The sequence below is a fragment of the Nitrospira sp. M1 genome (assembly GCF_965152605.1).
Genome location: NZ_OZ224217.1, coordinates 4,455,522 through 4,476,936, shown reverse-complemented (window position 1 = coordinate 4,476,936; position 21,415 = coordinate 4,455,522). Strand labels below are relative to the sequence as shown.

The window sequence follows — 21,415 nt, the reverse complement described above, 5'->3', positions numbered from 1 at the left end:
AGACTTATAAACACCTGTTAATAATTTCAGTCATTATCAGGAATATATGAATGTCGTTGATCACTTTCGTACCCACTTACCACCAACTTCTTCATCCTTATTTCCCAGCTCATCTACAAAGAATCTTTGAAAATCTATTACATACCCACAGGTACCACTCCAAAAAATACTTATAACTATTTGATTTATATTAATAAAATAAATTACCCACATACTCACAGACCCTATTACTACTTCTTCTCCCACTACTGTCTTTTATTCTTAGCTTAGAATAATTTAAGAAAGAGAGGCTGTTGAACTTGTGAATAGTATTTACATCACCACGATACTATCAGAAATGAAAATTAACCCAAGTACATCTCTATAGGCCAAAGAATTCAATTGGTCATTCTGTACTGTATCTTCTTGAATAATATACATATTCTCTGAAGTAAGTGTGGTTTTTTGAGGTCCACCTTGTGTGAAAACTAGAGTGGTCCGATGATTTTCTTGACCAGATTGTTGCTGAATATAAGTGGAAAAGTCATCGTGTTCTTCCTGGCCAGTTTTGGTGAGTATATAGAGTGTATGGGGCATACGATATCAACCTGTCTGAACTGATGTTTTAAAATATAAGAACACGATCTGCTTTTTGTATGAGAGATTGAATATGACTCACGGATTTTTCTTGAATTGAAAAGTCTGGGTCTAATTCAAATGACCGTTGGCTTTCTTCAGGAACGAGGATCGGAAGTTCTAGTTCTTGAATGGAAGGGAGATATTTTTCAAGCGTATCTAAATCCCTGATAGAAGAAGATAATTCTTCAGAGACGAGTAACTGTGCTTGGCCTAACAAGATAATCGTTAATTCATTAGGGCCTGTCGATAAACCCAGCGCAATTCGTAGGCCCTCCACTGGCTGGTGAGTGACAGTCGGATCCTTGCGGATTAAGACAATAAGTTTTAGAGACATGGATGCCTTAACAAACCATTAACGCCAACAGCGGAGAATTATGGATTATATACCCGAAAACGTGTTGTTCGGTTCCGGCGGAGGGAAAAAACGAAAATCAGTTCTTTCTTATTGAAAAATAAGAAGAAAAATAACATTCTTTCATGAAAAATGTCAAGAAATTAGAAGATGTTGACGTTTTGATGAATCCATGATTTGAGCTTCTCTGGGACCAAAGAAATTTGTACTTCAACTTGTTTTTTATCCTGCATATTTCGAACGATGGCTACGGCTTTTTGAACCTCTTCGTCTCCAATGATAATCGTGGCTAAGGCCCCGAGTTTATCAGCTGACCGTAGATGGGATTTTAAAGAATTGGCTCGAAAATCTGCATCAGCTATGATTCCAGCTTGTCGAAGACTTGTGAGAAGTTTAAGACCTTCAGGTCGTCCTTTATCACCAAATCCAGCGACTACGACTATTGGGGGAGTCTGTGTGACCACTGTTGGTGGAACGAGAAGATTGACCCGTTCTAGACCCACGGCAAATCCTACAGCTGGGGTTGGCGGACCTCCAAGATTTTTCACAAGCCCATCATATCGACCACCGGCTCCGATTGTATTTTGCGCGCCTAAGTGAGATGACGTGATTTCAAATGTTGTTTGAGAATAGTAGTCTAAGCCTCGAACAAGTCTGTGATGAATAGTATAAGGAATATTAAGTAGTGAGAGACCATTTTGGACATGGGTAAAGTGCTCAAGCGACGTTGCTGAGAGAGTATCCAACAGCGTAGGTGCTTCTTCAGTAAGCGTATTACATCGGGGCACTTTACAGTCTAGAATGCGAAGAGGGTTCGTGTGAAAACGTCGCTGGCAGTTTTCGCAGAAATCTAGAAGTTGTGGTTTAACGTATGCCTGCAGTTGTGAAATATACAGTTGCCGATCATCTGGCGTGCCGATGGAGTTAATGTACAGGGTCAGCTCTGGTAATTGTAAATCTGTAAAATATTGCCAAAGCAAGGAAATAACCTCGACATCCATGTATGGGTCTTCGGTACCAAATACCTCGACGCCAAATTGATGAAACTGTCGAAATCTACCGGCCTGGGGCCGTTCATGACGAAACATGGGGCCGATATAGTACAACTTTCGCATGGTGAATTGTGCTGAAAGGTTATGTTCAAGGTACGCTCGAACCACACCGGCCGTTCCCTCGGGACGTAAGGTTAACGATGTTCCATCTCGGTCCTGAAACGTATACATTTCTTTTTCGACCACATCAGTGGATTCACCGATACTCCTTGCATATAACTGAGTCTGTTCAAATGTCGGTATCCGAATTTCGGAAAATCCATAACATTGGGCAAGTTTGTGCGCAGAATGTTCAACGACATTCCACTTGGTCATCTGATCCGGAAGAATATCCTTAATGCCTTTAATCCCACGAATCTTCACAACGTCAAGTCCTTATGAGAGCTATAGAGTCATAAATGACGAAAAATACAGGTAATTTTCTAAGAAATGACTATATCTTCACACTAAATTCTAGTCAATAAATGGCCTATGCCAAACAAAATGAGGAATGGGAAGTCAGCTAATCTATGATATTGAATGGAAGCGAATTGACATCTAGAATATAAATCCCCATAATTTTGGGTTTGCACCTATGAATTTACGAAGGAGAAAATTGCCGTGTCAATGACTTACAGACAGCCATCGAATCTCAAACGAAAACGAGACCACGGTTTTCGAAAACGGATGAGTACAAAAAATGGACGAAAAGTTCTTGCGAGAAGGAGAAAAAAAGGACGTACTCGTCTTACAGTCTCAGATGAATAAACGTGTGTCGTCTGACTATACTCTCTTCATCAAAAAAACACTGGATTATAATCAGGTTAAACGTGTAGGCCAACGCGTACAGCACCCCCTGTTTAACTTGATGTATTGTCAAAGTCAGTATTCCAAATCTCGTGTGGGTATAGTTGTCGGTCGGCGATTTGGGAAGGCGGTTGTTCGAAATCGAGCAAAACGTATATTTAGAGAATTGGTGCGAGCCATACAGGAAGAATTGGTGAAAGGTTATGATATTGTTATCTTCCCCAAGCCTCCTGTATTACGGAAAAAATTTCAGATTGTTCAGGAAAATTGGAAAGTAGCCCTTCACAGGATTGGAGTTCTCCGTCCAACTCCTTATCACTCGTATCCAGATTCATTCTCTGGATAATCTCAGTCTATCAACAATGGGTTTCACCTTTCTTGGGACCGCACTGTCGGTTTGAACCGTCGTGTTCTCACTACGGTTACGAAGCCATTCGTCGGTATGGACTCGTGAAGGGACTATGGTTAACAAGCTTCAGGCTTCTGAAATGTCAGCCATTCCATTCAGGTGGGACTGATCCGGTTCCCTGATTCAATTCCAGAACTTATGAACTCATCGTTATTGTACGCTAACAACACTCAAGGCCTGTTCTGAATCAGGACCACCCAAAACTGTCTAGAAAGTTCTAACGTCAATGGAAAAACGAGTCGTTCTGTTTATCGTGTTGTGTTTGGGGATCATCATTGGCTGGGATGTTGTCATGAAAGAATATGGCTTCGCCCCTCTCAATGATACATCCATCATTGACCAGACAGAAGACACATCGTTGGTGGGCGAGGAACAGATCGAACAGAACAGTGCCGAGGTTTCCTCTTCTGCTGAAACCGAGACGGCTGAAGAAAATCAGATTTCTTCAGATATTTCCCTGCCAAGTGACACAGAACAACAGGAACAGATCGAGACAATCGAAACACCGCTCTATCGAGCCCAAATTTCTAACCGCGGGGCCGAGATTAAGAGTTGGCAATTATTACGATATCTGACGCAATCTGAAGATCCCACGCCTGTCGAGCTTGTGTATTCTGAAGGTCAGTTTAATGAACCGTTATCTCTTGAGGTCTCGAATGAGGAGATCACAAAACTCTTTCAGGAAGGGCTGTATGAAGTCCAGCGAGACTTCTCTACGCTTGATGAAAGTCACCCTGTTGGGCACATGACTATGACTCTTCAATCCAAAGATCAAGGTCTTTGGATTCAGAAAGAGTTTACCTTTCATCATGATTCTTATGTCGTCGATGTGGTCATTAAGAGCGAAGGCATTCAAGAGGATCTTGCTGTTCTCCTTGGCACGAACTTCGGCATTGTGGAATGGGGACAAGGGTTCATCGGGTCGTTAGGGCCAGCTTGGATGATTGGAGAGAATCTGGAAAAAGAGCTTCCAGAATTAGCCGAAGGTGATGACGCCGATGTAAAGCCGCATGTGGAGCGAACGGGGGATATCCGTTGGGCCGCGCTGCAAGACAAATATTTCATGAGTGTGGTGATTCCTGAAAATGCGGAGGGCCTGTTTGCCATAGAAGAATTGGAAAACGTTATCACGGCTGGAGTGCGCTTTCCCGGTTCAAGCGGACAACAGAGTCATGCGTTTCGCCTCTTTGCCGGTCCCAAACAGTTTGATCTGCTCAAAAACTTTCAGCTAGGCCTGGAAGACACGATCGATTTTGGATGGTTTATTTATGATAGTTGGAGCGTCGTCAAAGCCGTTGCCAAGCCGCTGTTCTACGTGCTGCGGTATTTTTATGATTATACCCAAAATTATGGAATCGCCATCATTCTCCTGACCGTCTGTATCAAACTCTTGTTTGTTCCGCTCCAGTATAAAAGTTACAAGTCCATGCAAGGGATGCAGAAGATTCAGCCAAAAGTTTTAGAGATCCAAAACAAATTTAAGGACGATCGCGAGCGCCTCAATAAAGAGTTGATGAAACTCTACAAGGACCACAAGGTCAATCCAGTTGGTGGTTGTCTTCCGATGTTCCTGCAAATGCCGGCGTTTATCTCGTTATTTAATATCCTGTATATGACGGTTGATCTTCGACAGGCCCCATTCATGCTCTGGATTACCGATTTATCTGTTCCGGACCCTTATTATTTGCTGCCCATATTAATGGGAGCGTCCATGGTCTTGCAGCAGAAGATCATGCCGACGACGATGGATCCGACTCAGGCCAAAATGATGTTGATCCTTCCCGTCTTTCTGACGTTTTTATTCCTCACCTTTCCAGCCGGTCTCGTGTTGTATTGGGTAACCAATAATGTTCTGACGATTACGCAACAATTTGTGACAGACCGCTATATCTTCAAGAAGCCTACCTTTTCATCTCCACAGCCAAGTAGCGAGCCCTCATCAGGGCCTGACCCTACAGACCAAAAGAATAAAAAGAATGAGAAAGAGTCCTCTAGCGAGAATGGAAAGGGCAAGTCCAAACGAAAAAACCGGAAGTGAGTTATGTTGCTCGATGATACTATTTGCGCAATTGCTACTCCTATAGGCGAAGGGGGAATTGGCATTGTGCGTGTCAGCGGACCAGAGGCTCTTGCGGTGACCTCGAACATTATCTTCCTTCGACGTGGAGAACCCCTCGAGGCGATACGAAGTCATCAACTCTACCTTGCAGACGTAAAAGTTTCTCCTCAGGACTCTGAACAAGATCGCACAACGATCAAAGTCGATGAGGCGCTAGTGGTGCTGATGCGAGCCCCACGATCCTATACAGGGGAAGACGTGATAGAAATTCACTGTCACGGGGGCAGTCTTATTGTGACAACCGTGTGTGATGCGCTTGTACGGTATGGGGCGAGACTAGCGGAACCCGGTGAGTTTACCAGGCGAGCCTTTCTCCATGGTCGCTTGGACTTAACGCAGGCAGAGGCGGTCCTGGATACGATACGAGCAACGACAACGACAAGCCTGCAAGTGGCTCAGGAACAACTTCAAGGCGCATTGGCAGAAAAGATTAACCGGATGAGGGATGAATTGATTGGTGTATTGGCCCACCTGGAGGCAGGTTTGGATTTTGTTGAAGAAGACATTACGTTTCTTGGACACGATGAGCTGAAACAAGTCTTGCAATCCCTGGAAGCAGAAATCACAGCGTTACTCAAGACAGCCGATGATGGTCGCATCATTCGAGAAGGTGTCAAGACGGCCATCGTGGGGAGGCCAAATGTCGGGAAGTCGAGTTTATTAAACACACTGTTGGAGACAAACAGGGCTATTGTTTCGGCAATGCCTGGAACGACTCGAGATGTTGTCGAAGACGTGATGAGTATTCATGGTATTTTGATTCGTTTACAGGATACGGCAGGTATTCGCGAGGCAGGGGATGTAGTGGAAGAGGAGGGAATCCGTCGATCCACAGAGGCATTCAATCAAGCGGAACTTCTCTTGCTTGTGTTTGATGGTTCACAAGCTCTTTCAGAAGAAGACCTGCAACTCCTCAGGAATAGTGGAGAGAAAAAGCGTGTCATAGTCTTGAACAAAAGTGATTTGCCAGGCAAAGTACGTGAACATGATATCCTCGCGGTATTGCGAGAGTCTTCGGTAACAGGGCAAGAAGGTCGGCACACTAAAATTGTTTCAATATCAGCCACAACACGATTTGGTTTAGAGCAACTCTGTTCAGCCGTACGAGATGTTCTTCTGACAGGACAACTCGAATCGAGGGATGCGGTCATGATCACCCGACTTCGGCACAAACAGGCATTACTCTCAGCGCAAGAAGCCATGGCCAATTCGCTTCTCGCCATAGAACAAGGGTTTTCAGCAGATTGTGTCGCTGTTGACGTTCGTGCTTCCTTGAACTTCTTGGGAGAAATTACTGGGTCAGTTAGTACCGATGATATACTTGATCGAGTGTTTGCAGAATTTTGTATAGGTAAATAGTGGGTATGATGGAAATGAGGACAGCTCATGTCTAAAAAGGTTGATGTCATCGTTGTTGGTGGAGGACACGCTGGTTGTGAGGCGGCTCTTGCGGCTGCCCGTATGGGCTGTCAGGTCGCCATGGTGACAATCGATAAGACGAAGATTGCTCAAATGCCATGTAACCCTGCCATGGGTGGAATAGCTAAGGGTCATCTCGTAAGGGAAATTGATGCGTTAGGAGGGGAAATAGGTATTAATACCGATGTTTCTGGTATTCAATTTCGTATGCTCAATACGAAAAAAGGTCCAGCCGTTCGAGCTCTTCGGGTGCAATGTGATAAACGGCTTTATGCGACGCAGATGCAGCATACATTAGGGCAGCAGCAGGGTTTGCAGATTATTCCTGGCATCGTAGACCGTATTATCACGCGAAACGGACGTGTTGAGGGTGTGAAGCTTCAAGATCAAACAGAGGTCCTGGCCCGTGCAGTCATTTTGACATCAGGCACCTTCCTCAAAGGTCTCATGCATGTCGGGCTGAACCATCTTCCTGGAGGGCGAGCTGGGGAGTATTCTGCAGAACATCTCTCAGATTGTATGCGGGATTTAGGTTTTGAAGTAGGAAGACTCAAAACGGGAACTCCTCCACGACTTGATCGGGACAGTATTGATTTTGAAAAAACCATCATTCAGCCAGGAGATTCCCCTCCACGACCATTTTCGTATCGAACCGAGACGATTACCAATACTCAAATACCCTGTCACATTACCTATACAAACGAGGAGACTCATCGAATCATTCGAGAAAACCTCGACCGGTCCCCGATGTATTCAGGGGTGATCGATGCCACGGGTCCTCGGTATTGCCCGTCAATTGAAGATAAAGTGGTTAGGTTTGCAGACAAGACACAACACCAGATTTTTCTTGAGCCTGAAGAGTTACAGGGAAACTCCTATTACCCGAATGGGATCTCCACGAGTCTCCCCATCGATGTGCAGCAAGCGTTGGTAAAAACCATCTCAGGCCTTGAGCATGCAAAATTTTTACGCCCAGGTTACGCCGTTGAATATGATTACTTTCCTCCACGGCAACTCCATGAAACCCTAGAAACTAAACTTGTGGAAGGCTTGTATCACGCTGGCCAAATAAATGGGACGTCTGGCTATGAAGAAGCTGCGGCCCAGGGAATCATCGCAGGGATTAATGCCGCCCTTCGCGTAAAAAATGAATCGCCACTCATTTTAGATAGGTCTCAGGCCTATATTGGTGTATTAATTGATGATTTAATCACAAAAGATACTCGAGAGCCCTACCGGATGTTTACCTCACGCGCCGAACATCGCTTGATCTTACGGCAGGATAATGCAGATATACGTTTGATGGACATCGGTCATCGGCTTGGCCTTATCAATGAAGCGGTGTACCAAAAATTTCAGCATAAGCGTGAGCGAATGCACCATGAAATGAAGCGCTTGCAGGTCACGACACCGACAAAGTCCAACGGTTTTCATAATATGGAATCCTTGGGGGTTGATCTTAGTACAAATAATCTGACATTGGCTCAGCTTTTGAAAAGGCCAAATATTTCCTATAAACAGCTTATTGATCTATCCGGTGAAGAAGCGCCATACGATGAAGACCTTTTTGAATCCATTGAAGTCGCCGTAAAATATGAGGGATATATTAATAGGCAAGAACAACAGGTTGCCAAATTTAAGAAATTAGAAAGCCGTCGCATTCCAGTTGATTTTGCGTATAGCGCAGTTACGGGATTTTCAAACGAAGTTCTTGAAAAATTCAATAACGTCAAGCCATCTTCGATTGGCCAAGCTTCTCGCATTTCAGGCGTGACTCCTGCTGCGATTTCTCTTCTCCTTGTTGCCTTGGATAGAAAGAGGCGTCAGCAGAAAAGCCTCAGTTCATAAGTTTATCTCACATCCTTAGCCTTGCTTCACAAAAAAGAAGAGATGTGTATCTTGGGACATGGGTGATTTGAATCATGATGCCCATTCATGCAAATCGTCGTTTATAGCGAAACCAAATAACTTCCAGCCGGAAAAATACAACGAACTCCGCGCGGTCCAACGTGAACATGAGGAAGGTTATGCCCGTCTGGACGACCTTCAGACGATTGACGATTCAATAACGAAAGGGCAATCAACATTCAATGGGTGACCTATAGATTCGGCATAACTGGAACGGCTATAAGTGTGTTTTGTGCCTTTCAAGCGTTGCTGAAGGGTGGCCTTGGCCACGGTCGTTCTCGACTGTATTCGGCTTCTGATTGGCAATCTTCGTTAGATATCCTTTTGCTATTGATACTTTGATTATAGGTAGCCTTGGCCACGGTGGTTGTGGACTTTTTGGTGACTTCTCTAGGCCACCTTCGTTGAATGCTCATTTGCCATTGACACTTTCATTATAGGTGGCCTTGGCCACGGTCGGTGTGAGTCATGAGCAAGAGTCGCGTGTTTACTACGTTCAACGTATTTTTTTAGGCTGATACTTTTATTATAGGTGGCCAAGTTCCACGTGGAACATGTGAAAAAAATAGAAGATCTGCTTGTGAATGGTGTGTCGCACATAGGCATCACGCTGTCAGACGAAGCAATTTCAAAATTCATTGTCTATTTCCATGAATTATGTCAATGGAATACGAAGGTAAACTTGACGAGCCTGAGCAATGAGTCCGATATCATTGTGAATTTATTCGTGGACTCCTTGGCTGGCTCACGTGCTATTGATGTAGATTCAGAGCCATCGATTGCTGACATTGGAAGTGGTGGTGGCTTTCCTGGGATCCCATTGAAAATTGCCTTTCCGCAAATCGCATTGACGCTAGTTGAACCAAAAAAGAAAAAGACGGCATTTCTCCATCATATTATTGGGATGCTTTCCTTAGAGGGTTCATTGGTAAAACCCAATACTATTCAGGAATTTGTAAAAAATGAGGCTCTTGATTGTTCATATGATGTTGTTGTGTCAAAAGCGATAAGTCCAGAAGATATTTTCCCTGATGTACTTTCCCTCTTGCATCGAGAGAGCCATATGTGTATGTATCGTTCTCAGTCTTTGGGAAAAGCCAATTCCTATTACGGAATGGACCTCGATCGAGAAGTTTCCTATGAGTTGCCGTTTGGGTATGGTAGGCGGGTCGTATCTATTTTGAAGCCATTAAGCCATGATGAATAATGAATGTTCCACGTGGAACTTGGCCACCTGTAAGCAAAGCATCAATGGCAAATGGATATTGAACCAAGATGGCCCATTAGAAGCCGAATACAGCACCGAACCACCGTGGCCAAGGCCACCTGTAATCAAAGCATCAATGGCAAATGGATATTGAACCAAGATGGCCCACAAAGCCCTGCTGACATACCGAACGACCGTGGCCAAGGCCACCTGTAATCAAAGTAGCAGTTGCAAAAGGATATTGAGCCAAGATGGCCCACAGAAGCCCTGCTGACATACCGAACCACCGTGGCCAAGGCCACCTATAATGAAATGTTTAAACGGGAAAAGACTTTTCACGTAGAAAACACATGACTTATACTCATGACTCAAAAATACCGTGTCCAAACCTCTACTTATTGTATTTTTTAACTATGGAGTAATTAGTTGAAGAAGATTATTGCTGTCGCGAATCAAAAAGGTGGGGTAGGCAAGACAACCACAACCATCAACGTTGCCGCCTCAATAGCTCTTCAACAGCATTCGGTTCTCATTGTTGACCTAGATCCTCAGGCTAATGCAACAAGTGGCATGGGTATACAGTCGCCAAAAGCCACGATCTATGATTGCTTGATGGCACGAGATTTTATCGAGGAAGCCATTGTTAAAACAGAGGTAACTGGTCTGGATATGATTCCATCGAGTGCAGATCTCGTAGGAGCAGAGGTTGAACTCTCAAGTATTTCAGGGCGAGAAGAAGTCTTAAAAAGTATTATGGATAAAGTCAAAAAAGACTATCAGTGGATCATTTTTGATTGTCCTCCTGCACTTGGTCTTCTAACTATTAATGCCCTTGTAGCGGCGTCTTCCGTCTTAATTCCCGTGCAATGTGAATATTATGCGATGGAAGGTCTTGGGCGATTGCTTGGCAATGTTGACCGTATCAAGGAATCAATCAATCCGAATCTAGAATTAGAGGGCATTGTATTGACGATGTATGATTCTCGTATTAATCTATCCCGCCAAGTTGAAGGCGAGATTCGAGAATATTTTAAGGATAAGGTCTACACAGCTATGATCCCAAGAAACGTTTCACTTGCGGAGTCGCCAAGTTACGGCAAGCCAGTCTTGCTCTACAATGCGGCTTCCTCTGGATCTCGAGCCTATGTTGATCTGGCGAAGGAGATCATTGCCTGATGGAAAAGAAAGCACTGGGAAAAGGATTGCAAGCTCTCTTACCTGAAAAAAAGAAGGTCAATTGGAGTGTTGGAGAAGAGATTAAGTACATATCCGTTAAACAAATCATCCCCAATCGCTATCAGCCAAGAAAAGTATTTGATGAAACGGAATTGGAAGAATTAGCATCATCTTTGAAGGAACATGGTGTCCTTCAGCCAGTGTTGGTGAGACGAACCGGAGATGGAGTCTTTGAGCTTATTGCTGGTGAACGAAGATTGCGGGCGGCAAAAATTGCCGGTCTTGCCGCTATTCCTGCCCTTGTCAAACTTTCAAACGATGAAAAGTCTTTGGCCCTCGCCATGGTCGAAAATGTCCAGAGACAAGATCTCAATCCCATGGAAGAAGGACGTGCCTATGCACAATTAATCGAGGAATTTGGCTTTACCCAGGATCAGGTCGCAAGTGCCGTGGGAAAAGACCGTTCGACGATTGCAAACGTCACGCGCTTGTTAACGCTACCGAGAGAAGTACAGGAATATATAGAACGCGATCAAGTCACTTTGGGGCATGCCAAGGTGCTTTTGGGCCTGAAAAAAGGCGAGGAACAGCTTGCGATCGCCAAGCAAATAGTTCAAGAAAACTTGTCAGTAAGAGGAACGGAAGTTATTGTTTCTAAAGTTAAAAATTCAATATCTCCTCGTAAAGTCATCAAAAAGCAGACGGAGTATTTTCATATAGAAGAACAGTTACGGCGACATCTCGGGTCCAAAGTCCATATTGCTAAAGGCAAGAAAGGCGGGAAACTGATTATTCACTTTTTTTCAGAGGAGGATCTAGAAAGAATTACAGGTTCTATCTTGGAATAAGAATTGCTGTAGACTATCATTTAGATGAAATACTCATGTAAGCAATTGATTGTCCAGTGTAATGTGCCGTTTCAACACATTAGACTGATGACCCTCAACATGGAGAATCTGGATCATTGCCCCAAAAGGCCAATGTCCTAAACGTAAGGGGGTTTTAGTTATGTTTGGAAGAAGCAACAGTTCTGATACTGATCAATCTTCAGGCTTTACGGAGGGAGCCACATCAATGGGAAACACCAAGCCATTTGACTTAGAAAAAGCTGCTGGTGACGTCATAGCCTTTGTCGGAGAAGGTGTGACATTTAAAGGAACGATTCGGTATAAAGGCTCGGTTCGTGTCGATGGTCGCCTTGAGGGAGAGATTTTCACGGATGGCATTCTTATTGTCGGTGAAAAGGCGGTAATTTCAGCAAAAATCGAAGCTGGAACCATTGCCTGTCAGGGAAAAATTACCGGTGATATTCTTGCCAAAGAACGCGTCAAACTCATGTCTCCCGCTGTCTTTGAAGGGTCCGTGAAAACACCGTCTATTTCAATGGATGAGGGTGTTCTTTTTAACGGGACATGTGTCATGCCAAAGGCCGGTGAGAGCAAAACAAAAGAAGCCTCCTTTATAGGAAAAGCAGAAGAAACCCTCAAAGTATCGTAACTCTTTGCCGAAGATACTTAAGAAGTGGGTTTCCTGCGTTATTAGTGGCTGTCTTTGAAGGCAGTCGTTTAGAGGAGGCAAAGACATGTGGGGCGAGAAAGGTAAACCAAAAAAAGAAACCATTTTTGAAGATGACCATTACACCTTTCTCGGAAAAGGTGTAGACTTCAAGGGCAAAGCCCAATTTGAAGGCACCGTTCGTGTTGATGGGCACTTCGAAGGCGAAATCACGACCGACGATACCCTGATCATTGGTGAACATGCCGTGATTAAAGGGACGATTATCGGTGGGACTATCGTGAGCGGAGGGCGCGTGGAGGGGAATATTACTGCCTCTCACAAAGTGCAGTTACTCAAACCTGCGGTGTTAATTGGGGATGTTCATACCCCAGGGTTTTCAATGGAAGATGGTGTCTACTTCCATGGCATGTGTGATATGGGAGCGGCTCCTGCGCAAGTGTTTGATGTTGAGGCAGATCATGCTGACCATGCCGACAATGGCACTCAGAACTCCAAAAGTCTCCAAGTCGCTCACGACTCACTTTCTTAATTTTTATCGGGTACAGCTATAACCGTTTAATGTCTAATCGACCTAAAGTTGTCTTGGGGATGAGTGGTGGAGTCGATAGCTCTGTTGCGGCTTCGATTCTGGTAGAGCAGGGCTATGATGTCCAAGGTGTGACCCTCCAGGTTTGGGAAGAAGAAACGGAAGAAACAAGAACGTCAAAGCGCTGGGAAGAGCGTGGATGTTGTAAGGTTGGGATTGCTAGACATGTTGCGCAGTTATTGAACATTCCACACGAAGTCATCGACACGCGAGAAGTTTTTCAAAAAGGTGTCATCGATGATTTCACTCAAGCGTATCTCAGCGGCGAAACCCCTAATCCATGCGTGAGATGTAACGAGCGAGTCAAGTTTGGTTCGCTATATACACATGCACAAAAGATGGGTGCTGATTTCGTCGCCACTGGTCATTACGCAACGATTGGTGAACAAGCAGGCGGACGTCTTCAACTTGGAAGAGCCGAAGACCCCAAAAAAGATCAATCATACTTCCTCTATCGTATCTCGCCTGATTGGCTTCCTCACATTCTCTTTCCGGTTGGCCAGCTCCAAAAGTCTGAAGTCTGGAATCGTGCGGAGGACATGGGTCTGCCCACAGAAGAATTGAAGGAAAGTCAGGAAATTTGTTTTGTGACTCAAGGTGATTACAGAGAGTTCCTTAAGGTAAATGCTCCAGAATCAATGAAGCCTGGGACGTTTGTTGATATGCAGGGAACTTCCATTGGGCAACATGATGGTATTGCATTCTATACATCAGGGCAGCGCAAAGGACTGGGAATCGCAACCGGAGAACGTCTTTACGTTCATCACGTTATTCCTGAAAGTAATACTGTGGTATTGGGTGCTGCAGAAGACCTCAATATGTGGACATGCCGTATCTCGGAACTGAATATTTTTAATAAAGAACACCTCACTGAGGGGGCACAAGTTTTTGCCAAATGCCGCTATGCGACGCCTCCCGTCAATGCAACGGTCACATGGGATCATGCCGACACAATGGTCCTGAAATTTGAAAAACCACAACGCTCGTTGAGCCCAGGCCAATCAGTCGTGTTCTATGATGAAGCTGGATGGGTCTTAGGTGGTGGAATCATTCAACGAGAGCAAGAACCCATTCACATTGATCGCCAAAAATCCGCATCAACACTTCAGTCTTTCTAGCTGATCTCTCACTTTTTCCATTGCAAATTCCGTATTTGAGTTGACAGCCTCACTCACCCATGCTAATTTTCGCAGGTTTGTGCACTCCTCCGTTATATAGCCGTTCCCAAAAAGTTTCGACACACGTTGTGTGAACATGCGTTGTGTCAGCAAATGGTGGATCGGACGGAAACTATTTGGTTTAGCTATAATCCACTAAGTGAATTTCAGAGGTTTCAGTAAACCGTGAACAAAAGTTCAGTTGCGCGACGCTATGCTACCGCGCTTTTTCATTTGCTCGATGAGCAGAGCATTCCCGTAGTCTGCGAGAGTTTGGGAACGATGTCCCAGTCACTCGCGGCTTCCCAGTCGTTTAAGCATGCATTGGCTTCCCCTGTTTTTACGTTCGAGGAAAAAACAGCGTTGCTGCATGAAATGACTGAACGGACTGGTTCGCCCTCAATCTTGAAACAATTTTGCGAACAACTGTTACGAAAAAATCGCGCAAGTTTACTTCCTGAAATCGCACAAGCCTTCAGTAATCTCGTTGATGAAAAAAACGGATTGCAACATGTATCAATCGCTTCTGCGAATGGGTTGTCTTCGGCTGAGCAACAAGAGTTGCATACTGAATTGACCAGCAAACTGAATCGCGCCGTCAAAATAAAATTTGAAACAGAACCAAGTTTAATCGCCGGCCTCCAAATTCGCATTGGAAGCCATGTATTCGACAGTACTGTGCGAGGAAAATTAGCCAACATGAGGACCCGCCTGGCAAAGGGGTAAATTATGCAGATTAAGGCAGAAGAGATTAGTTCCATCATTCAAGAAAAAATTAAAGGGTTTGACCAGCGGGTCGACGTGCAGGAAATGGGGTATGTTATCCAAGTCGGTGACAATATCGCCAAAGTTTATGGTCTAGATGGAGCCATGTCTGGGGAGCTGCTTGAATTTCCCGGTGAGTTATATGGAGTTGCCCTTAATCTAGAAGAAGATAGTGTGGGTGTGGTGTTACTTGGGGAAGATGTGGGCATTCGTGAAGGAGATCCTGTCAAACGCACAGGTCGAATTGCTGAAGTTCCCGTGGGCGAGGCCTTGATCGGTCGAGTTGTTGATTCGATTGGTATGCCCATTGATGGAAAAGGTGCTATCAATTCCACTGAGTCTAGGCTGCTTGAAGTCAAAGCGCCTGGGGTCGTGGATCGGCAGTCGGTTGGCGAACCTCTGCAAACAGGCCTAAAAGCCATTGATGCGATGATTCCTGTTGGGCGCGGACAACGGGAGCTCATTATTGGCGATCGTCAAACGGGAAAGACGGCTATCGCTATTGACACGATTATTAATCAAAAAGGCTTAAACGTCTATTGTTTCTACGTGGCGATCGGACAAAAGCGTTCGACTGTGGCCCGAGTGGTGAAGACTTTAGAAGATCATGGGGCAATGGAATACACGACCGTCATTTCGGCTACCGCCAGTGACTCGGCTTCGCTACAGTTTTTTGCGCCATATGCCGGTGTGACCATGGCGGAATATTTCCGTGATAATGGGAAACATGCACTCATTGTGTATGATGATTTGTCCAAACATGCCACCGCCTACCGGCAGCTTTCCCTTCTGCTTCGTCGGCCCCCAGGCCGTGAAGCCTATCCAGGTGATGTATTTTACTTGCATTCTCGGTTATTAGAACGTGCAGCAAAGATGAGTGAAGAAAAGGGTTCTGGTAGTTTGACGGCCTTGCCAATCATCGAAACGCAAGCCGGTGACGTCTCTGCCTATATCCCCACCAACGTGATTTCCATTACTGATGGGCAGATCTTTCTAGCTTCCGACTTGTTTTATTCTGGCATACGGCCAGCGATTAATGTCGGCCTCTCGGTCTCACGCGTCGGGGGGTCCGCCCAAATTAAAACCATGAAGCAAGTCGCAGGAACCCTGAGATTGGATCTGGCGCAATACCGAGAAATGGCAGCATTTGCTCAGTTTGGCAGTGATTTGGATAAAGCCACGCAAGCCCAATTGGCAAGAGGAGAACGGATGGTGGAATTGCTCAAACAAGAGCAATACAAACCGATGCCAGTTGCCACGCAAGTCCTTTCCATTTATGCAGGCGTCAATGGCTTCCTTGACAATGTGCCGGTCAATAAAATTCGTGAATTTGAACAAGGGCTCATCGCGTATGTGAAAGAGAAAAATTCTCAAATGCTTGATGAGGTGAAATCGATTAAGAAAATTGATGATGAATTCGGTGGCAAGCTTAAGCAAATTATCACGGAGTTTAAGAAATCAAAAGGGTACGAATAACACCTCTAAAAAACGTATCTCGTTGACTGTGAGTCGTATCTCGTAAAAACCAGAAAGACTCTTCACGCGAGCGACGAAATACAAGGAACGAACGACGCAAGAGAATTATGCCAAGTCTTCAAAGTCTTCGACGGAAAATTGCTTCCGTTAAAAATACCCAAAAAATTACCAAAGCCATGAAAATGGTGGCGGCCGCAAAATTGAAGCGTGCGCAAGAACGGATTCTCACGGCTCGACCCTATGCTCATCAATTACGGGAAGTCATGAGTAATTTAAGCCAACGCGTCAACAGGTCCGCCCATCCGCTCTTAAGCCGACGTGATGGTCATGCGCTTGAACTACTGGTGGTGACCAGTGATCGTGGCCTTTGTGGAGCCTTTAACACGAATATCCTTCGTCGGGCGGGCGAATTTTTAGAAGAACAACGTCGACTAGGGAAACAGGTCTCGGTAAGCCTTATAGGCAGGAAGTCCATTGATTTTTTTAAACGACGTGATTGGCCTATTCGACAAGAATGGCCAGGGGTATTTGATCGTCTCAGCTTTGAGCATGCCTTGGATATTGGTCAGAACGTTGTGTCTGAATATCATGCAGGCACGTTTGATCATCTCTATGTTGTCTACAATGAATTTAAATCCGCTATGCAGCAAGAAGTGATTGTCGAGAAATTCTTGCCCATTGAATCCCTTCATGAAGACCGAGAAGAGGATGCCCCAGCAACCGTAGGCGGCTACCTCTATGAACCAGATGAAGGTGAATTATTGGAGACGTTGTTGCCTAAACATTTTGAGATTCAAATGTATCGTGCCCTGTTAGAGTCAGCCGCTGCGGAACAGGCTGCACGGATGACGGCTATGGACGGAGCGACGCGCAATGCTGGCGAGCTGATTAAGAAGGTGACCTTGTTTTATAACAAAACTCGTCAGGCAGCGATTACCAAAGAACTCATGGATATTGTCGGCGGCGCTGAGGCTATTAAATAAATTAAGGGTTGTCCAGGAACCGTTTATTTTCCAGAGTTCCTAAACCTATTCCAAAGTAAGGAGTCTATGGTGGGTACCGATACAGAAAATGGAAAAATCGTGCAAGTCATTGGACCAGTGGTCGACATTGAGTTCCCGCCAGGGAAACTCCCGAATATTTTTAATGCCCTGACGATTGCTCAAGTGGCGGGGAAACAGTCTGGTGAGGACGGAGACACACTGACTTTGGAGGTGGCTCAGCACCTTGGAGAAAATCGGGTTCGCGCGATTTCCATGTCCTCAACTGACGGGTTGGTGAGAGGGCTTGAAGTCGTGGATTCCGGTGCCCCGATTTCCGTTCCAGTAGGAAAGGAAACGTTGGGTCGGATCATGAACGTGTTAGGAGATCCAGTCGACGGGTATGGTCCTGTTCCAGCGAAGAAACGCTGGTCCATCCACCGTAGCGCTCCAGCTTTAGAGGACCAAGAAACCAAAACTGAAGTTTTGGAAACCGGCATTAAAGTTGTTGACTTGTTGGAGCCTTATGCAAAAGGTGGAAAAGTCGGCCTCTTTGGTGGTGCAGGCGTAGGAAAAACCGTCATTATCATGGAGCTGATTAACAATATTGCCTTGCATCATGGAGGTTATTCAGTTTTTGCTGGTGTGGGTGAACGTACTCGAGAAGGGAATGACCTATGGCATGAAATGCAGGACTCTAAAGTTATTGACCCTAAAGATTTTTCCAAGTCAAAAGCTGCACTTGTGTATGGTCAGATGAACGAACCACCGGGCGCACGCTTGCGCGTCGGCCTAACAGGTCTGACCATTGCCGAATATTTCCGTGATCAGGAAAACCAAGACGTCTTGCTATTCGTCGATAATATTTTCCGATTTACACAAGCTGGCTCGGAAGTGTCAGCGTTGTTAGGACGCATGCCTTCAGCCGTTGGATATCAACCAACGTTGGGAACCGAAATGGGAACCTTGCAAGAACGTATTACGTCGACGAAAAGTGGTTCAATCACCTCCGTCCAAGCCGTGTATGTTCCCGCAGACGATTTGACCGACCCTGCCCCAGCGACGGCGTTTGCTCACTTGGATGCCACGACCGTGCTGTCGCGGAGTTTGGCAGAGCTGGGCATTTATCCAGCTGTGGATCCATTGGATTCCACATCTCGGATTTTGGATCCGCAAATTTTGGGTGACGAACATTACGGAGTCGTGCAACGCGTCCAAGGGACGTTACAGAAATACAAAGATTTGCAAGACATCATTGCAATTTTGGGAATGGATGAGCTCTCAGAAGATGATAAACAAACCGTGGCCAGAGCTCGAAAGTTACAACGGTTCTTATCGCAACCTTTCCATGTCGCCGAAGCCTTCACCGGATCTCCTGGGAAATATGTGAAATTGGTTGATACCGTTCGCAGTTTCAAAGAAATTGTTGATGGGAAATATGACCACCTACCGGAACAAGCCTTTTATATGGTAGGCCCAATTGAAGAAGCCATAGAAAAAGCTGAAAAATTGGGGTATAAAGTGTAATGGCTCTTTCTCCTACCGACGTGACTGCAGGTAAAATTCTTTTAGAAGTTGTCACCCCCGACCATCGTCTGTTGAGTCAGGAAGTCGATTATGTTTCTGCACCTGGGAGCGAGGGTGATTTTGGTGTCCTCCCCGGACATTGTCATTTTCTGACGACGTTACGCATCGGTGAATTGCACTATCGTATTGGCGAAGAAACCCATTTTATGTCTGTTCTCTGGGGCTTTGCTGAAGTGACTCCGAAGAAAGTTACGGTTCTTGCTGAAATTGCCGAGAAAGCTGAAGATATCAACGTTGATCGAGCCGAAGAAGCCGTCCGAGAAGCTGAGCAACGGCTTGAGCGTGGTGGGCTTCCCTCGGAAGTGCGAGAAGCCGAAATAAGTCTCGAAAAAGCTCGTCTTCGGAAAAAAATTGCCAATCGGTTAAAATAACAAGTCTAGCCCCCATTCCCAAAATATTTTCATTCGAATCCTCTCCTGTTTTTTCCTTCCCTGCAGTTCGCTGAATTCTGAAGAATATAGCATTGCTCTGTAAGTTCGTACCTATTTGATTGGTACGCATTAGGTATATCTGACCTAGCTGCTTTGGTAACTATCGCGAATCCAAATACGTTCCAGCTGAGGTCGATCAATTAGAGTTATAGCCGTTCCAATTTACTTCCGTCTGTCCGACGTGTGTTTTTGCGCTGTGTACATGATGTACATTCGGGTGGAAGTTATTTGGTTTCGCTATAATCCAATTAATTTCCGCTTGTTCTCTCGCTAGGAGATGAAGTGAAAATTCCGAAACACGAAATCCGAAACACGCTCCAAATTCGAATGACCAAATACCTCAAACACCCTGCTCCCTCTTGCGCGTGGGTTTCGATATTAGAAATTCGTATTTTAAGTGTGTGGAACGTAATTGGAACGTCTATCTGCTGTTTTAGGTTGAATCTATACAGCCATTTTTGGCAAGGATGCAGCTAGTGGCCTTATAAAATGTCGCCTCCACATATTCTGGTCTAAGAAATTCTCATCCCCACTTCTTCGTATCCACACAACCTCTTCCAGCAATTATAGCCAATTCAAATACGTTCACGTTCAGACAGTCTCAGGAATGGAGTTGGCTCTCACCAGAAAGTCCTCAACTTTTTCAAAATTTTAGTCGATCAAATAGATTAAAGAGATATTGGTTGTTTCAAGAGCCGCCTTCAAAAAATATTTTCTCGTAATTGGAGCTGGCACTGTCAGTTTTTCTTCATTCGGCCCCATTCTTTCTTCTTTGTTAACGATTCATGAATTGGACATTCTATAAAGGGCAGGAAGTATTCGAACGCTACCAGGAGCAGTGGGACAAGCTGAATGCGACAATTGATAACCATGTGTTACTTGATTCGAAATTTTGGGGAGCGCTCGTTCAATTTTTTTCTAATGAAAAGACATTGTTGGGAATTTCCGAGAGCCGTGAATACCCGGGTATGGTGCTGGTCGAGAATGTCGGGTTAGGCATGTGGAGTACGTTTCAACCGTCTCAGGCACCGATTGGGCCGATCCTGCTTGGAAATCCAGCGAATATTGAAGCGCAAATGCGAGGTATTCTCACAAGTCTTCCCGGGTATGCCTTGGGATTAGGTGTGACGCAACAAGACCCGAGCTTTGGTCATTTTCATACGTTGGAAACCCATCAGACTGTCGAAATGAAAAGTTATATGAAGACGGCACGGATTCACATAGAGGGAGACTTCGAAAGGTATTGGGAGGCACGGAAAAACGATGTACGGTCGACTGTGAGAAAGCGGTTGCGGCGACTGGAGCGTGAAGGTATTGGTGTGTCTATCGATGTCCATCGGGCGCCGGAAGACATGCAGCGATGTATTCAACACTATGGCAATCTGGAGGAATCGGGCTGGAAAGGACGAGAGGGAACGGCTGTCACGTCCGAGAATATCCAAGGTAAGTTCTATCGACATTTGTTGGAAAAGATGTGCCTGGCTGGCGAAGGCGAGATTTACAGTTTGCGGTTCAATGACAAAACGGTTGCTCAGAAAATCTGTCTTCGACGAAATGGGATGATCGTATTTTTAAAGATGGCCTATGATGAAACCTATCGTCATCTCTCGCCTGGGTATATTCTTCAATATGAAATTTTAAAGAGATTGTTCAGGGATACGAAGATCGCTTGCGTAGAAACCTATGGGCGTGTGAATGAAGGATGGACCGATAGATGGACCAATGATTTTCGGACGATGTATCACATTAACTATTTTCGTCACATGAGCGTTGTCCTTGCGAAAAATGTCTTTGGAGGAAGGCCGGAAGAAACTTCTGTGCCTGGGTAATTCTTCTGGTCGTGCTTAGGGAAACAATGGATTCACGGAG

General features: G+C 45.1%; 21 protein-coding genes. 18 read left to right on the top strand and 3 right to left on the bottom strand.

Features of this window, described 5'->3' with window-relative positions; genetic code table 11:
• Positions 1-312: 312 nt before the first annotated feature.
• The 3 genes from ACWHX8_RS20175 to hisS form a co-directional block, all read right to left on the bottom strand.
• Complete coding sequence (locus ACWHX8_RS20175) at positions 313-576, bottom strand: hypothetical protein (RefSeq protein WP_447969927.1); 264 nt, start codon at positions 574-576, stop codon at positions 313-315.
• Positions 577-604: 28 nt separating this feature from the next.
• The gene (locus tag ACWHX8_RS20170; RefSeq protein WP_447969926.1) at positions 605-952 is read right to left on the bottom strand and encodes a hypothetical protein; all 348 of its coding nucleotides are present in this window, start codon (positions 950-952) and stop codon (positions 605-607) included.
• Between the two features lie 161 nt (positions 953-1,113).
• On the bottom strand, positions 1,114-2,385 hold the full coding sequence (gene hisS / locus ACWHX8_RS20165; protein WP_447969925.1) for a histidine--tRNA ligase: 1,272 nt from the start codon (positions 2,383-2,385) through the stop codon (positions 1,114-1,116).
• A gap of 243 nt (positions 2,386-2,628) precedes the next feature.
• On the opposite strand from hisS, the gene rpmH reads away from it, so the two are divergent.
• The 18 genes from rpmH (at position 2,629) to ACWHX8_RS20075 (ending at position 21,375) form a co-directional block, all read left to right on the top strand.
• Entirely contained in the window at positions 2,629-2,769 is a 141-nt protein-coding gene (rpmH, locus tag ACWHX8_RS20160) for a 50S ribosomal protein L34 (RefSeq protein ID WP_447971938.1), read from the top strand.
• Positions 2,702-3,154 carry a ribonuclease P protein component gene (gene rnpA, locus ACWHX8_RS20155; RefSeq protein WP_447969924.1) on the top strand — a complete coding sequence of 151 codons (453 nt, stop codon included), beginning with the start codon at positions 2,702-2,704 and terminating at the stop codon, positions 3,152-3,154. Before rpmH ends, rnpA begins: the two co-directional genes overlap by 68 nt.
• Positions 3,076-3,339: a membrane protein insertion efficiency factor YidD gene (gene yidD / locus ACWHX8_RS20150; protein WP_447969923.1), complete on the top strand. Its 264-nt coding sequence runs from the start codon at positions 3,076-3,078 to the stop codon at positions 3,337-3,339. Before rnpA ends, yidD begins: the two co-directional genes overlap by 79 nt.
• A gap of 104 nt (positions 3,340-3,443) precedes the next feature.
• Complete coding sequence (gene yidC / locus ACWHX8_RS20145) at positions 3,444-5,255, top strand: membrane protein insertase YidC (protein WP_447969922.1); 1,812 nt, start codon at positions 3,444-3,446, stop codon at positions 5,253-5,255.
• A 3-nt stretch (positions 5,256-5,258) separates the two neighbouring features.
• On the top strand, positions 5,259-6,695 hold the full coding sequence (gene mnmE, locus ACWHX8_RS20140) for a tRNA uridine-5-carboxymethylaminomethyl(34) synthesis GTPase MnmE (RefSeq protein ID WP_447969921.1): 1,437 nt from the start codon (positions 5,259-5,261) through the stop codon (positions 6,693-6,695).
• A gap of 27 nt (positions 6,696-6,722) precedes the next feature.
• The gene (gene mnmG / locus ACWHX8_RS20135) at positions 6,723-8,603 is read left to right on the top strand and encodes a tRNA uridine-5-carboxymethylaminomethyl(34) synthesis enzyme MnmG (RefSeq protein ID WP_447969920.1); all 1,881 of its coding nucleotides are present in this window, start codon (positions 6,723-6,725) and stop codon (positions 8,601-8,603) included.
• A 607-nt stretch (positions 8,604-9,210) separates the two neighbouring features.
• A complete protein-coding gene (rsmG, locus tag ACWHX8_RS20130; protein WP_447969919.1) occupies positions 9,211-9,870 on the top strand; it encodes a 16S rRNA (guanine(527)-N(7))-methyltransferase RsmG in 660 nt (219 codons plus the stop codon).
• 426 nt (positions 9,871-10,296) lie between these two features.
• Positions 10,297-11,046 (top strand): ParA family protein, encoded by a 750-nt coding sequence (locus ACWHX8_RS20125; RefSeq protein ID WP_447969918.1) that lies wholly within the window; start codon positions 10,297-10,299, stop codon positions 11,044-11,046.
• Positions 11,046-11,894, top strand: coding sequence for a ParB/RepB/Spo0J family partition protein (locus ACWHX8_RS20120; protein ID WP_447969917.1), 849 nt, complete (start codon positions 11,046-11,048; stop codon positions 11,892-11,894). The genes ACWHX8_RS20125 and ACWHX8_RS20120 overlap by 1 nt, the downstream gene beginning before the upstream one ends.
• A 160-nt stretch (positions 11,895-12,054) precedes the next feature.
• Positions 12,055-12,543 (top strand): bactofilin family protein, encoded by a 489-nt coding sequence (locus ACWHX8_RS20115; RefSeq protein WP_447969916.1) that lies wholly within the window; start codon positions 12,055-12,057, stop codon positions 12,541-12,543.
• An 85-nt stretch (positions 12,544-12,628) separates the two neighbouring features.
• Entirely contained in the window at positions 12,629-13,093 is a 465-nt protein-coding gene (locus tag ACWHX8_RS20110) for a bactofilin family protein (RefSeq protein WP_447969915.1), read from the top strand.
• Positions 13,094-13,122: 29 nt separating this feature from the next.
• Positions 13,123-14,268, top strand: coding sequence for a tRNA 2-thiouridine(34) synthase MnmA (gene mnmA / locus ACWHX8_RS20105; RefSeq protein ID WP_447969914.1), 1,146 nt, complete (start codon positions 13,123-13,125; stop codon positions 14,266-14,268).
• Between the two features lie 225 nt (positions 14,269-14,493).
• On the top strand, positions 14,494-15,033 hold the full coding sequence (atpH, locus tag ACWHX8_RS20100) for an ATP synthase F1 subunit delta (protein WP_447969913.1): 540 nt from the start codon (positions 14,494-14,496) through the stop codon (positions 15,031-15,033).
• Positions 15,034-15,036: 3 nt separating this feature from the next.
• On the top strand, positions 15,037-16,548 hold the full coding sequence (atpA, locus tag ACWHX8_RS20095) for a F0F1 ATP synthase subunit alpha (protein WP_447969912.1): 1,512 nt from the start codon (positions 15,037-15,039) through the stop codon (positions 16,546-16,548).
• 107 nt (positions 16,549-16,655) lie between these two features.
• The gene (gene atpG, locus ACWHX8_RS20090; protein WP_447969911.1) at positions 16,656-17,531 is read left to right on the top strand and encodes an ATP synthase F1 subunit gamma; all 876 of its coding nucleotides are present in this window, start codon (positions 16,656-16,658) and stop codon (positions 17,529-17,531) included.
• Positions 17,532-17,597: 66 nt separating this feature from the next.
• Complete coding sequence (gene atpD, locus ACWHX8_RS20085; protein ID WP_447969910.1) at positions 17,598-19,055, top strand: F0F1 ATP synthase subunit beta; 1,458 nt, start codon at positions 17,598-17,600, stop codon at positions 19,053-19,055.
• Entirely contained in the window at positions 19,055-19,486 is a 432-nt protein-coding gene (locus ACWHX8_RS20080; RefSeq protein WP_447969909.1) for a F0F1 ATP synthase subunit epsilon, read from the top strand. The genes atpD and ACWHX8_RS20080 overlap by 1 nt, the downstream gene beginning before the upstream one ends.
• Before the next feature lie 845 nt (positions 19,487-20,331).
• Entirely contained in the window at positions 20,332-21,375 is a 1,044-nt protein-coding gene (locus tag ACWHX8_RS20075; RefSeq protein WP_447969908.1) for a GNAT family N-acetyltransferase, read from the top strand.
• Positions 21,376-21,415: the final 40 nt, after the last annotated feature.